At 73.2% G+C, this 13,313-nt stretch carries 12 protein-coding genes; 4 read left to right on the plus strand and 8 right to left on the minus strand.

Annotated features, from left to right (window positions below; all coding sequences use genetic code 11):
• Nucleotides 1–25: 25 nt before the first annotated feature.
• Nucleotides 26–1,270, minus strand: a complete 1,245-nt coding sequence (locus tag FJK98_RS03970) for a hypothetical protein (RefSeq protein ID WP_145917807.1) — start codon at nucleotides 1,268–1,270, stop codon at nucleotides 26–28.
• A 130-nt stretch (nucleotides 1,271–1,400) separates the two neighbouring features.
• Here FJK98_RS03970 and FJK98_RS03975 point away from each other — a divergent pair, with 130 nt between their 5' ends.
• Nucleotides 1,401–2,300, plus strand: coding sequence for a TatD family hydrolase (locus tag FJK98_RS03975; RefSeq protein WP_145922557.1), 900 nt, complete (start codon nucleotides 1,401–1,403; stop codon nucleotides 2,298–2,300).
• Nucleotides 2,301–2,310: 10 nt separating this feature from the next.
• On the opposite strand, the gene FJK98_RS03985 is transcribed toward FJK98_RS03975, so the two are convergent.
• The 7 genes from FJK98_RS03985 to FJK98_RS04015 all read right to left on the minus strand — a co-directional run bounded on the left by FJK98_RS03985 (nucleotide 2,311) and on the right by FJK98_RS04015 (nucleotide 10,113).
• On the minus strand, nucleotides 2,311–3,354 hold the full coding sequence (locus FJK98_RS03985) for an Lrp/AsnC family transcriptional regulator (RefSeq protein WP_168222379.1): 1,044 nt from the start codon (nucleotides 3,352–3,354) through the stop codon (nucleotides 2,311–2,313).
• Between the two features lie 11 nt (nucleotides 3,355–3,365).
• Complete coding sequence (locus FJK98_RS03990; RefSeq protein ID WP_145917809.1) at nucleotides 3,366–4,214, minus strand: alpha/beta fold hydrolase; 849 nt, start codon at nucleotides 4,212–4,214, stop codon at nucleotides 3,366–3,368.
• A 5-nt stretch (nucleotides 4,215–4,219) separates the two neighbouring features.
• A complete protein-coding gene (locus FJK98_RS03995) occupies nucleotides 4,220–5,383 on the minus strand; it encodes a Xaa-Pro peptidase family protein (RefSeq protein WP_145917810.1) in 1,164 nt (387 codons plus the stop codon).
• Between the two features lie 7 nt (nucleotides 5,384–5,390).
• On the minus strand, nucleotides 5,391–6,275 hold the full coding sequence (locus FJK98_RS04000) for an ABC transporter permease (protein WP_145917811.1): 885 nt from the start codon (nucleotides 6,273–6,275) through the stop codon (nucleotides 5,391–5,393).
• On the minus strand, nucleotides 6,272–7,237 hold the full coding sequence (locus tag FJK98_RS04005; RefSeq protein ID WP_240762600.1) for an ABC transporter permease: 966 nt from the start codon (nucleotides 7,235–7,237) through the stop codon (nucleotides 6,272–6,274). The genes FJK98_RS04000 and FJK98_RS04005 overlap by 4 nt, the downstream gene beginning before the upstream one ends.
• Nucleotides 7,238–7,303: 66 nt before the next feature.
• Nucleotides 7,304–8,905, minus strand: coding sequence for an ABC transporter substrate-binding protein (locus FJK98_RS04010; RefSeq protein ID WP_145917812.1), 1,602 nt, complete (start codon nucleotides 8,903–8,905; stop codon nucleotides 7,304–7,306).
• A complete protein-coding gene (locus tag FJK98_RS04015; protein ID WP_145917813.1) occupies nucleotides 8,905–10,113 on the minus strand; it encodes a dipeptidase in 1,209 nt (402 codons plus the stop codon). The genes FJK98_RS04010 and FJK98_RS04015 overlap by 1 nt, the downstream gene beginning before the upstream one ends.
• Nucleotides 10,114–10,330: 217 nt before the next feature.
• Between FJK98_RS04015 and FJK98_RS04020 the strand changes: the two genes are divergently transcribed.
• From FJK98_RS04020 to rsmA, 3 genes are read left to right on the plus strand one after another with little or no spacing between them, the layout of a single operon-like run.
• On the plus strand, nucleotides 10,331–11,374 hold the full coding sequence (locus tag FJK98_RS04020) for an ABC transporter ATP-binding protein (RefSeq protein WP_240762602.1): 1,044 nt from the start codon (nucleotides 10,331–10,333) through the stop codon (nucleotides 11,372–11,374).
• Entirely contained in the window at nucleotides 11,361–12,395 is a 1,035-nt protein-coding gene (locus FJK98_RS04025; protein ID WP_145917814.1) for an ABC transporter ATP-binding protein, read from the plus strand. Before FJK98_RS04020 ends, FJK98_RS04025 begins: the two co-directional genes overlap by 14 nt.
• Nucleotides 12,396–12,429: 34 nt before the next feature.
• Nucleotides 12,430–13,305, plus strand: coding sequence for a 16S rRNA (adenine(1518)-N(6)/adenine(1519)-N(6))-dimethyltransferase RsmA (gene rsmA, locus FJK98_RS04030; protein ID WP_145917815.1), 876 nt, complete (start codon nucleotides 12,430–12,432; stop codon nucleotides 13,303–13,305).
• The last annotated feature ends 8 nt before the right edge of the window (nucleotides 13,306–13,313 follow it).

A 13,313-nucleotide genomic window follows, 5' to 3' on the forward strand; every position in this document is an offset into this window, starting at 1 on the left:
TCCCCGGCCGGCCACCGTCATGCCTTCACAGCGCGTACGGCAGGTCCACCACCCGGTCGTCGGTCACCTCGGCGGCCGGCGCCCACGTCTCGTACACGCCCCGTTCGTGACACTGTGCCCCGGTGTCGCGCACCGCGTCCGGATCGGGCTGCCGCAGGCGCAACCGCAGCCAGCCCGCCTCCTCCCGGAGCACCAGGCACGCCACGCCCCGCCACCGGGCGTGGCGCAGCCGCCGACCCACCGACTCCACCGGATAGCGGGCCGCCCGGGTCATCGCCAGCACCCGGAACCCGCCCGGCAGGTCCGCCACCGCCTCGTACTCGCCGCCGGCCAACCCGCCGACCAGCTGCGTCGACCGCGGCACCTCGCCGGTCGGCACGTACTCCTGGTCGGGGGAGAGCCCCGGCACCGCGGCCAGCAGGTGCCGCCACTGCGGCCCCACCATCCGCAACCAGCCCCGCTGCTCCGCCTGGTAGCTGTAGAGCACCACCTCGGCCCCGTCGGCGGTGTACGCCAGCAGGCTGGCGTTGGCGGGCATCGGCAGGTCGGCGAAGTCCCGGGTGACGAACTCCGGGATCAGCTGCGCCGAACTCGGCACGAACCCCGTGCCCAGCACCGGCGGGCCGAGCCGGTCCCGGGGCGGCAGCTCCAGCAGGCCCCGGTGCGCGTCGCCGACCGGCACGTCGTAGTCGCCCGGGTCGGCGGCCCGCCAGCGCAGCGCGTACCCGACGTCGGTGCCGTCGCCGCTGGTGCCGTCGCCGCGCAGCACCGCCAGCGCGGCCGGCGTGCGCAGGTGCGCCACGTCGTGCTCGCGGTAGCAGAACCCGTGCGGCAGCCACCCCCGCACGTACCCGGCGAGCTGCCGGGCGGAGAGCACCTTGACCATCCGGGTGCCCCGCCGCAGCACCGCCGAGGCGCGCACCGCGGCCAGCGTCGGATCGCCGGCCGCCGTCGGCTGCTGGCTGAGCTGGTGCACGTACGACCAGCCCCGGTCCCGGTGCACCGGCATCAGCAGCGCCGCCTCCGGCTCCTCGACCGGCGGGGTGCCCCCGCGTACCTCGGTGACCTCGGTCACGTGCACGAACCGCCGCCACGGCCAGCTGACGCCCGGTCGGGGCGCCCACTCGAAACCGGGTGCCGCCTCGGCGCTGAACAGCTCGTAGGCCGCGCCCCGGGCCAGTTCCTCCGCCGGGTGGACCACCCCGCCGTACGTCACGCGCAACGCGGTCCGCTCGGGGGCGGCGTCGCTGGCCCGGTCGGTAAGGCTCATCCCGGCGAGGCTAGGCCGGTCAGGTTCCGCCCCGGTGAACAGCCGGTGGCCGCCCGGGAACACCCCCCGGCCCGCACGCCGCCCCACCCGGCGGGTGCGGGTCGGTGCCACCGGCCAGCCCCGGTGTGTGATGCTGGCCGCGATGACCGAACGGACCGAATCCCGCAAGCAGCGTGCCGCCCGCCGGGCCGGTGAGTTCCCGCCCGCCCCGCCGCCGCTGCCCCGTCCCGTGCTGGACAGCCACACCCACCTCGACATCACCGTCAGCGAGGCCGGGGTGCCCGGCGGCGGCGACGCCGCCGACCCGGTGGCCGCCGCGATCGAGCTGGCCGCCACCGTGGGCGTGGACCGGCTCGTGCAGGTCGGGGTGGACGTCGACTCGTCCCGCTGGGGCGCCGACGTCGCCGACCGGTACCCGGCGGTGCTCGCCACCGTGGCGCTGCACCCCAACGAGGCCCCCCGGCTGGCCGACCTGGACGCCGCGCTGCGCGAGATCGAGACGCTCGCCGCCCGGGACCGGGTCCGGGGCGTCGGCGAGACCGGAATGGACTTCTTCCGCACCGGCGACGACGGCCGGGCCGCCCAGGAGGAGAGCTTCCGGGCGCACATCGCCATCGCCAAGCGGTACGGCAAGGCCCTGGTCATCCACGACCGGGACGCCCACGCCGACGTGCTGCGCATCCTCGACGACGAGGGTGCCCCGGACACGGTGGTGCTGCACTGCTTCTCCGGCGACGCCGACTTCGCCCGCGAGTGCGTCCGCCGGGGGTACCTGCTCAGCTTCGCCGGCACGGTCACCTTCGGCAGCGCCGCCGGGCTGCGCGAGGCCGCCGCGCTCACCCCGGTCGACCAGCTTCTCGTCGAGACGGATGCGCCGTACCTGACCCCGATGCCGCACCGGGGACGGCCCAACGCGTCGTACCTGATCCCGCTGACGGTCCGGTCGCTGGCCGAGACCACCGGGGCCGACCTCGACGCACTCTGCGCGGCCGTCTCCGCCACCGGGGACCGGGCCTTCGGCCCCTGGTGACCAGGCGGCGTCAGCCGCGGCGGGCCCGGGGGGCCCGGGGGGCCCGGGGGGCCGGGGCGGCGGGGCGCTGTTCCGGGGCCGTGCCCAGCCGGCGGGCCGCCCACGGGGTGACCACGAAGCCCCGCTTCACGGTGAGCAACTGCACCCCGGCGGTCCACGCCTGGATGCCGTCGATCCCGGCCAGCGTCTTGGTGGTGAACTCGAAGACGTCGGCGTGGGTGGGCAGGATGACCTCGCACATCAGCGACTCCTGCCCGAGGGTGGCCGCCACGTAGCGCACCCCGCGCAGCGCGGCCAGTTCCCGGGCCACCCCGTCGAGCCGGGCCGGCGCCACCGACAGCCAGAACAGGATCTCCGCCTCGAAGCCGAGCGCCGCCGCCGGCACCAGCGTGATCACCTGTACGCAGCCGGCCTGGTGGAGCGCCTCGAACCGGCGGCGGACGGTGCTCTCGCTGACCCCGAGCCCACCGGCGACGGCCTGGAAGCTGGCCCGACCGTCGGCCTGGAGGGCGGCGACGATCCGCTCGTCCACCTCGTCCAGGTGGTTGGCCGAGCAGTTGTGCACCGGGGGCGGGCCGGCGAGCTGGCCGGCGTCGCCGAGCAGGTGCTGACTCCACTCGTGGCTGGCCTTGTAGGTGTGCAGCTCCAGGTCGGCCACGCTGCCCTGCACCCCGTCGATGGCCTGTAGGCCGCTGAGCAGCACGCTGTGCATGCTGGTGCCCTTCGGCACCAGCACCTCGGCGACCAGGTCGTACACGCCGGTGACCAGGGCGACGAAGCGGACCTCGGGCATCGCGGCGAGCGCCTGCGCGGCGGGCAGTTGACTCCCCGGCGAGCAGCGGATCCGGACGATCAGCAGATCGCCGGGGCCGCCGCCGCCCGGCTGGGGCACGGCGGCGACCTTGACCAGCTCGTCGGCGAGCAGCTGCTGGGCCCGGCGGGCCACAGTGGTCACCGAGGTGCCGGTGAGCTGGGCGATGTCCGTCCAGCTCGCCCGGCCGTCTACCTGGAGCGCCGCCACGATCCGGCGGTCGGTGGAATCGAGGTCATACATCTCGATCGGCATCATGCCGTAGTGGCCGGCAACTCGGCCAGGAAGGCACGGACCACCGCCTGGAACTTCTCCGCCTCCTCCACCTGCGGCGAGTGTCCGGAGTGCTCGAAGATCTCCAGCCGGGCCTGCGGGATCAGCGCCGCGATGGTCTCGCTGCACGCCACGGGGGTGATCCAGTCGTGCCGGCCCACGGTGACCAGGGTCGGGCAGGTGATCCGGGGCAGCAGCGGCGTGATGTCGTACTGCGGCTGGTTGACGGAGAAGGCGAAGTTGTGCGTGGCGTACCGGTAGGGGGTGGTCTCGACCCGCTGCCGGACCTTCGCCCAGTCCAGGTCGTGGTCGTAGAGCGGGAGGATCTCCGCCCAGCAGTCCCGCAGGTCGGCGTCGTCGCGCACGGTCCCGGACATGATCCGGTCCAGCTTCGCCCGGTCGATCTCCACCCGGGACGAGGCGAGCGCGTTGCGCAGCGCCAGCTCCTGGTTGGCGTTGTCGGCGGCGGTGTCCCGCAGCACCAGGCCGGCGACCCGGTCGGGGTAGCGGATCGCGTACTCCATGGCGATGAAGCCGCCGTACGAGCCGCCGGCCATCACGATCCGCTCCGCGCCGGCCCAGGCCCGCAACCCGTCCACGTCGGCCGCCCACTGCTCGTGGGTGAACGGCGGGTTCCCCTCGCTCGCCCCGGAGCCGCGGGCGTCGAACACCACCACCCGGTACGTGTCGGCGAACGCCGCGAACGAGGCGCGCGGTTCGGCCTTCGAGCCCAGCCCGGGTGCGCCGTGATGCACGATCATGGTCGGCTTGCCCGGCGCGTCGCCGAGCACCTCGACGTCCAGCCGGTTGTCGTTGATCTCCACGAACATGTCAGTCAGGCTCCGATCACGATGTCGTCGAGGTCCCGGGGGTAGCCGGTCAGCCGGCGCGGTCCGGCCGCGGTGACCAGCACCGTGTCCGAGATCCGGTAGCCGGCGTGGCCGGGCACGTACAGGCCGGGTTCGCTGGAGAGCACCATTCCCGGCTCCAGCACGGTCTCGTCGCCGTCGGCGACCCAGGGCGGCTCGTGGAAGCCGAGCCCGATCCCGTGCCCCTGCCGGTGCCGCAGGAACCGGGCCAGCCCGGCCCGGCGGATCACGTCCAGGCAGGTCCGGTTGGCGTCGACGCAGCGGACACCGGGGCGCAGCGCCTCGGTGCCGGTCTCCTGCGCCTCGCGGACCACCTGGTAGTACCGCCGCTGCTCGGCGGTGGGCTCGCCGAGCAGGAAGGTCCGTTCGCTCTCCACGAACCGGCCCCCCACCGCGCAGCCCAGCGAGAGCATGAACGGCTCGCCCCGGCGCAGCCGGTCCGCGGTGGGCAGCCGGTGCGGCTGGGCCGAGTTCGCCCCGCCGTAGACCAGCCCGCCGGTGAGCATCGGCACCACCACGACGTCGTCGTGCTCGGCGTACATCATGGCGGTGCCGAACCGGGTGACGTGCCCGGCGAGTTCGGTCTCGGTGGGCAGGTCGTCCGGGCCGGTGGCGGCGGCGACCAGCCGGGCGCCCTCGGCGAGCATCGCGTCGGCGATCCGGGCCGCCTCGGTGTGCAGCGTGATCTCCTCCGGCGTCTTGCGCAGCCGCAGCCGCCCCACCAGGTCGCTGGTCACCGGCTCGACGCCGGGGAACGCGGCGGCGAGCGCGGCCACCCGACCGGTCGACGTGGACGGCGCGTGCCCGACCCGCCGGACGGCGCCGGCCACGGCGTCGGCCAGCACCGTGAACGGGCCGCGTTCGCCGGGGAACTCGGGGTAGACCACCAGCCGGGCGGCGGCGCGCTGGTCGAGCGCGTACTCCCGTTCCAGGTCCGGCACCAGCAGCAGCACCTCGCCGTCGCGGGGCACCCAGGCGGCCACCGGCCGCTCGTTGGGGAAGTGCGCGAACCCGGTCAGGTACGCGACGTCCAGCGGGTCGTCCAGCAGCAGCGCGTCCAGTCCGGCCCGGTCCAGGGCGATGCGGACCCGGTCGTGCAGGGCGGGGTAGAAGGTCGGTGGCAGTCGCACCGGGTGGTCACCTCGTCCGGGGGTTGCGGGCGTCGTTGTACGCCACGGCGAGCAGGGTGGTGGCCACCACCAGCAGCAGGATGGCCAGGGAGGGGAAGAGCGTGGTCCACCACGCGGTGGCCAGCGACCCGGAACGCTGCGCCTGGTGCAGGATCGTGCCCCAGGACCAGCTGTTCGGGTCGCCCAGACCGAGGAAGGAGAGCCCGGCCTCGGAGAGCACCGCGCGGGAGGTGGTCAGCACCACCGACACCGCGATGACCGGGGCCACCCCGGGCAGGATGTGCTTCCGGATGATCCACAGGTGCGAGCCGCCGATCACCCGGGCCGCCGACACGTACGGCATCGGCACCACGGCCAGGCCCTGCGAGCGGACCACCCGGGCCACCTCGGGCCAGCTGAACAGGGCGATCACCACCACCAGGGTCGGCACGCTCGGCCCGGCCAGCGCCGCGACCAGGATCATCAACGGCAGCACCGGCAGGGACAGCGACAGGTCGACGACCATGCCCAGGACGGCGTCGGCCCACCGGAAGTAGGCGGCGGCCACCCCGACCAGCACGCCGATCACGATGGCCAGCACGCTGGCGGCCAGCCCGACCACGATGCTGACCCGGGTGCCCCAGACCACCTGGGCGAAGACGTCCCGGCCCAGGTCGTCGGTGCCGAACCAGTGCGCGGCGCTCGGCCCGACGAGCACGTCCTCGCCGTACCCGCTGGGGTAGTCGGCGATCAGCCCGGCGGCGGCGGCGACCACCATCAGCACCAGCAGGACGGCGGCGCTGGCGAGGCCGAGCGGGTTGCGCCGGAACGCCTGCCAGGTCTGCTGGGCCACCGACTCGGGTGGCGGCAGGGCGGTGGCCGGTTCGGTGACGGGAGCCAGTGGAGTGGTCATGCGGTCCGTACCCTCGGGTCGAGCAGCCCGTACGCGATGTCGGTGAGCAGGTTCGCCACGATCACGGCGAAGGCGAGCATCAGGAAGGCGCCCTGGAGCACCGGGAAGTCGAGCTGCCCGACGGCCTCGAAGATGCTCCGTCCGACACCCGGGTAGGCGTAGATGGACTCGGTGAGCACCGCGCCGCCGACCAGGAAGCCGAGTTGCAGGCCGATCAGGGTGGTGGTGGGCAGCAGCGCGTTGCGCAGGGCGTGCCGCCAGACCACCGTCCGGTTCGGCAGCCCCTTGGCGCGGGCCAGCGCGCAGTAGTCCTCGCCGAGCGCGTCGATGAGGGTGCTGCGCAGGGTGAGCACGTACGAGCCGAGTTGCACCAGCACCAGCGACAGGCAGGGCAGGATCAGGTGCCGGCCGATGCTCAGGTAGGCCGCGAAGCCGGTCACGTCGTCGTCGATCGCCCCGCCGATCGGCAGCAGCCCGAACTGCACCCCGAACAGGTAGAGCAGGAACACCCCGATGCTCGGGACGAACAGCGACTGGCCGGTGATCCCGCCGACCTGGATGAGCCGGTCCACCGGTCCCTTGGCCCGGGTGGCGGCGAGCACGCCGAGCGGGATGCCGAGCGCGACGGTCACGGCGAGCGCCGAGCCGGCCAGCAGCAGCGTCCACGGCAGCCGTTCCAGCAGGATGTCCAGCACCGGCTGGTTCTGCCGGAACGACATCCCCAGGTTGCCCTGCGCGAGCTGGGTCAGGAACTCCCAGTACTGCACGCCCAGCGGCTTGTCGAGGCCGTAGTCGTTGAGCAGCTTGGCGCGCAGTTCCTCGGTCATCCCGGGGTCGGCGATGGCCAGCGCCGGGTCGCCGGGCAGGAGCCGGAGCAGGAAGAACGTCACGGTCACCGCGAACCACATGGTGAGCAGGCCGCGCAGCAGGCGGCGCAGGATGAAGCTGGTACCGGCGGGCACGGTTCCTCCTAGGTCGTGCCGGTGCCCGCCGGGCCGGGGTGCGGCCGGCCCGGCGGGCGTCTGGGGTCAGTCCCCGGTGGCCTGCGCCAGGGACTGCGGGTTGACGATGGAGAGCAGCTCACTCGGCTGGACGAGGAAGTTCGACCACTTCGCGGAGTGCGCGAAGGTGAACTCCTCGACGTAGAGCACGTTGTCGTACACCTGGTCCGAGATGATCTTCGCGGCGGCCTGGATCGAGGTCTTCTGCGACGGCTGGTCGAGGTGGCTGCGGGACTCGTCGATCAGCTTGTCGAGCTGCGGGTCACAGGCGTTGGCGTAGTTGATGAACCCCTCGCACTTGAAGGCCAGGGTGAGGTTGGCCGGCGGGTTCTCCATGATCGCCCAGGAGCCGGCGTAGATGTCGAAGTCCCGCTCCTTGGTCTTGGCCAGGTAGGTGTTGCGCTCCAGCCCCTCCAGCTTGATCTCGATGCCGGCCTCCTTGGCGGAGTCCCGCACGAGCTGCGCCCACTTGGCGATGTTCGGGTCGGCCTGGTCGTAGATCATCCGCAGGCTCAGCCCGTCGAACAGGCCGTCGCCGTTGCCGTCGGCGTAACCCGCCCCGGTGAGCAGGGACCTGGCCCGCGCCGGGTCGTGGGTGTACTCCTTGGCCGACGGGTCCTGCCACTGCTTGAGCGTCGGGGTGAGCACCGAGGAGTTCGACGACACCGCCGAGCCCTGGAGGGCGACCCGACGGATCGCCTCGTAGTCCACCGCCGCGGCGAGGGCCTGCCGGACCTCCAGCTTGTCCAGCGGCTTGCGGGCCAGGTTGTACTGCATGTGCGCCCAGCCCAGCGACGGCACCTTGACCAGCTTCAGCTTGTCGTCGTTCTCCAGGGTCTTGGCCAGCGCCGGGGGCAGCGCGTTGGCGATCAGGTCGATCTCGCCGTTGCGCAGCGCCAGGGCCTCGGTGTTGACGTCCGGGAAGACCCGGAAGACCACCTCGGCGGTCTTCGGCCCGCCGTCGACCAGCGGGTAGTCCGCCACCTTCTTGAGCACGTACCGCTGACCCCGCTCCACGGTGGTGAGCTGGTACGGGCCGGCGGAAACCCAGTCGGCGTCGTTGGCGAACTCGGCGACCTTGCCCACCTTGCCGAAGACGTGCGCGGGCACCACCGGCATCCAGAAGCCGACGTTCTCCAGGAACGTGCCGTCGGGCTGGGACAGGGTGAACTCCACCTCGGTGGGGGAGACCGCGGTCGCCTTCTGGAACGCCGGGATCAGGCCGGCGACCACGCCGATCTTCTCCTTGGCCACCGCCTCGATGGTGAAGACCACGTCGTCGGCGGTGACCTTCTTCCCGTCGGTCCAGGTGAAGTCGTCGCGCAGGGTCACCTTCGCGCTCCTGCCGTCCGGGGCGTACTCCCACTTGGTGGCGAGGTACGGCGTCCGGACGCCGTCGAGGCCCATGCCCATCAGGCGCGGGTACATCAGGTTGGTGACCCAGGTGTCGGTCCGGCTGTTGCCGACCAGCGGGTTGTAGTTGACCACGTCGGCCGTGGTGCCGACGACGATCCGGTCGGCCCCGCCGGACCCACCGGAATCGGGGCTGCTGGGCGAACACGCGGTCGCCGCCAGCCCTATCGAGAGCAGCCCCACCGCCGTGGCGAGGGCGCGCAGTGTGCCACGCATCAGTGCCAGACCTCCTCAAGAACGCGCAGGATGTTGCCCCCCAGGACCTTGCCGATCTCGTCGTCCGAGTAGTCGTGGCTGACCAGCCAGGAGACGATGTTCCAGTAGCACTCGGCCGGGTTCTCCAGCCCGTCGACGTAGGGCACCCGGGGGTGGTCGACGTGCCCGTGCACCTCGGCGATGGACAGGTGGGCGGCGAAGGTGTCGTGCAGCCCGACGTGGTCACCGAAGAGGGTGTCCGGGCCGAACGCCACGTGGTCGATGCCGACCAGGTCCACGCAGTGGACGAAGTGGTCCATCACCGAGTCGAGCGAGTGCCGGGGGTGGGCGGCGGAGAGGGTGGTGTGCGGTGCCGCCTCCAGGCCGATCACGCCGCCCCGGTCGGCGCAGGCCACGATCACCTCGTCCGGCTTCATCCGGTTGGTCGGCCAGACCGTGCGGGAACCGGCGTGGGTGATGAAGATGGGCTTGGTGGAGTGGGCGATCACGTCCAGTGACGTGCGGTCCCCGGAGTGCGAGACGTCGATGGCGATGCCCAGCTTGTTCATCCGCCGGACCGCCTTCTCCCCGAAGTAGGTCAGCCCGCCGTCGGTGCGCTCCTTGAGCCCGCCGCCCAGGGTGTTCGCCTCGCTGTAGGCGATGCCCATCTGCCGGACGCCGAAGCCGTACAGCATGTCCAGCCGGTCCAGCTCGTTCTCGATCATGGTGGCCGCCTCGGTGGCGAGCACCAGGCCCATCCGGCCGGTCTCGTGCGCGTACCGGATGTCGGCCAGCCGCTCCACCCGGATCAGGAAGTCCTGGTGCGCCAGGTCGGACAGGCGCATCCCCAGGTCGGCGATGACGTCCGTCCACTTCCAACCCATCTGGCTGGTCACGCAGCAGGTGCCGTCCATCAGGTTGTCGAAGACGGCGGTCATGCCGGAACGGGCCAGCCCGGCGTAGCCGGTGTGGTGGCGGGCGGTCCGGTTGTAGTCGACGGTTTCCCGGATGTCCTCGGGGAAGACCGACGGGTGGTCGTGCAGGGAGATCACGATCTCGTCGGTGAGCAGCCGGACGACCCGGGCGCGCTGGGCCTGGGTCAGCGTCACCCCCTGGTACGCGGGCACCCGGCCGAGTTCGGGCGACAGCTTGAACTCTCGGTAGTCGGTGCCGGCCTCCAGGTAGTCGTAGGAGGTGTACCCGGTGTAGCGCGGCGCGGGGTTGAGCACGCGGACTCTCCCTTCGTGTGGTGGTCCGGCCCGGGGGGAATGGTGGGAGATTCCGTCGTCCGGTCTTGGAGTGGGTGCCGATTCTCGGCGCTGTGAGACGGAAGATTGCCAGGATCAGGCGCAACGTGTCAATATCCTGAGCAACTCCGGCGGCGATCGCCGGATCGGTGCCAGAAGTCGTTACGCCCGGAAATCTGCCGGAAACCAGGGGGCCGCAGTGGCTCGACGATCAACACAGCCAGTAGCCGGTCCCGCGCCGGCCACCGTCCCGACCGACGCCGCGCTGCGGGTCCGCGGGCTGGACGTCACCTTCACCACCCGCCGCGGCGACGTGCCCGCCGTACGCGGGGTCGACCTGGACATCGCGGCCGGCGAGGTGCTCGTCCTGCTCGGCGAGTCCGGCTCCGGCAAGTCGGTCACCGCCCGGGCGGTGATGGGCCTGCTCGACTCCGGCGGGGTCCGGGTCGACGCCGGGGAGATCCGGGTCGCCGGCCACGACGTCGCCACCGGCGACCCGGACCACGTCCGGTCCCTGCGCGGCAGCACCATGGCCCTGGTCTTCCAGGACGCGCTCTCCGCGCTCAACCCGGTGCTCTCCATCGGCGACCAGCTCGGCGAGGTGTTCCGGCTGCACCGGGGCGCGTCCCGGCGGGCCGCCCGCGCCGAGGCAGTGGAACTGCTCCGACTGGTCGGCATCCCGGCCCCCCAGCGCCGGGTCCGCGACTTCCCGCACCAGTTCTCCGGCGGGATGCGGCAGCGAATCCTGATCGCGATGGCCGTCGCCCTCGGCCCCCGGCTGCTGATCGCCGACGAACCCACCACCGCCCTCGACGTGACCGTGCAGGCGCAGATCCTCGACCTCATCGACCGGCTCCGCCGGGAACTCGGCATGGGCGTCCTGCTCATCACCCACGACCTCGGCGTCGCCGCCGAACTCGCCGACCGGGTCGCCGTCATGTACGCCGGCCGGATCGTGGAGACCGGCACCGTCACCGAGACGCTCGACGCGCCGGCCCACCCGTACACCGCCGCCCTGCTGCGCTCCGTCCCCGACCTGGCCGACCCCGGCGAACCGCTGCGGCCCATCCCCGGCAGCCCACCCAACCTGCTGGCGCTGCCCACCGGATGCGCGTTCCACCCCCGCTGCCTCCGGGCGGACGACCGGTGCCGCGCGGACCGGCCACCCCGCCGGGCCCTCGCCCACCCCGGCCGGACCGCCGCCTGCCACCACGCCGAGGAGGACGTCGATGCCACCGTCTGAGTCACCCACCGCGACCCGCCCCCCGGCCCCGACCGGCGAGCCGCTGCTGGTCGCCACCGGCCTGCGCAAGACCTACCGGGCCGGTCGCGGCACCGGCCGGTCCGCCCGGGTGCACGCCGTCGACGGGGTCGACCTGAGCGTCGCCGCCGGGGAGACCCTCGGCGTGGTCGGCGAGTCCGGATGCGGCAAGTCCACCCTGGCCCGGATGCTGGTCGGGCTGGAACGCCCCGACGCCGGCACGGTCCGCTACGCCGGCTCGGACGTCGCCACCGCCCGCGGCACCCGCCGCCGCGACCTGCGCCGCGCCGTGCAGATGGTCTTCCAGGACCCGCTGACCTCGCTGAACCCGCGACTGCCGGTGCTCGACCTGGTGGCCGAACCGCTCGACGTGCACCGGCTGGCCCGGGGTGCCGCCGCCCGCCGGGACCGGGTCGCCGAGCTGCTGGAACTGGTCGGCCTGGCCCCGGAGATGATGCACCGCTTCCCGCACGAGTTCTCCGGCGGGCAACGTCAGCGCATCGGCATCGCCCGCGCCCTGGCCACCGAACCCCGGGTGGTGGTCTGCGACGAACCGGTCTCCGCGCTCGACGTGTCGGTGCAGGCCCAGGTGGTCAACCTGCTCGCCGAACTCCAACGACGGCTCGGGCTGACCCTGGTCTTCATCGCCCACGACCTCGGCGTGGTGCGGCACGTGTCACACCGGGTGGCGGTGATGTACCTGGGCCGGCTGGCCGAGATCGGCCCCGCCGCCGCCGTCTACCAGCAGCCCGCGCACCCCTACAGCCGGGCCCTGCTCGGCTCGGTGCCGGTGCGGCACCCGTCCCAGCGCGGCCGGCAACGGGTCACCCTGGCCGGCGACCCGCCCAGCCCGGTCGACCCACCCGCCGGCTGCCGGTTCCACACCCGCTGCCCGATCGTCCACGACCTCTGCCGGACCGGCGAACCACCGCTGCTGGCCGGGCCCGGCGGCAGCATCGCCGCCTGCCACTTCGCCGCCGAGGCGAAACCACCGGTCGGCTGAGTCGGTGCGCGGGCGGCCCGTACCCTGTCGGGTTATGGCCGCAGACCTGCTCGGCCCGGCGGAGATCCGGGAACTCGCCGCGCGCCTCGGCGTCAACCCGACCAAGAAGCTCGGCCAGAACTTCGTGCACGACCCGAACACCGTCCGCCGGATCGTCACCACCGCCGGGCTCACCCCCGACGACGTGGCGCTGGAGGTCGGCCCCGGCCTCGGCTCACTCACCCTGGCCCTGCTGCCGGCCGCCGCGCACCTGCACGCGGTGGAGATCGACCCGGTGCTGGCCGGCGCGCTGCCGCAGACCGCCGCCGCGCACGCCGGCCCGGACGCCGCCGCCCGGCTCACCGTGCACCGGGCCGACGCGCTGCGGATCACCGCCGCCGAGCTGGCCGACCCGCCGCCCACCGCGCTGGTGGCGAACCTGCCCTACAACGTCGCCGTGCCGGTGGTGCTGCACCTGCTCGCCGAGCTGCCCACCCTGCGGCACGGCCTGGTGATGGTGCAGAAGGAGGTCGCCGACCGGCTGGTCGCCGGTCCCGGCTCCAAGGTGTACGGCATCCCGTCGGTCAAGCTCGCCTGGTACGCCCGGTCCCGGGCCGCCGGCCGGGTGCCACCGAACGTGTTCTGGCCGGTGCCGAACGTCGACTCCGGCCTGGTCGCCTTCACCCGCCGCGAACCACCCCGCGACGACGTGCCCCGGCAGGCTGTCTTCGCCGTGGTCGACGCCGCGTTCGCCCAGCGCCGCAAGACGTTGCGGGCCGCGCTGGCGGGCTGGGCGGGTGGCCCCGACCGGGCCGCCGCGGCGCTCACCGCCGCCGGGGTCGACCCCGGAGCACGCGGGGAGTCACTCACCGTGGAGCAGTTCGCCGCGATCGCCGCGTCGGCTCCGACCGTCGCCACCGCCGCACAGTAGGCTGACGC

It is taken from the genome of Micromonospora sp. HM134 (genome assembly GCF_007833915.1).
Taxonomy (GTDB): Bacteria; Actinomycetota; Actinomycetes; order Mycobacteriales; family Micromonosporaceae; genus Micromonospora; species Micromonospora wenchangensis.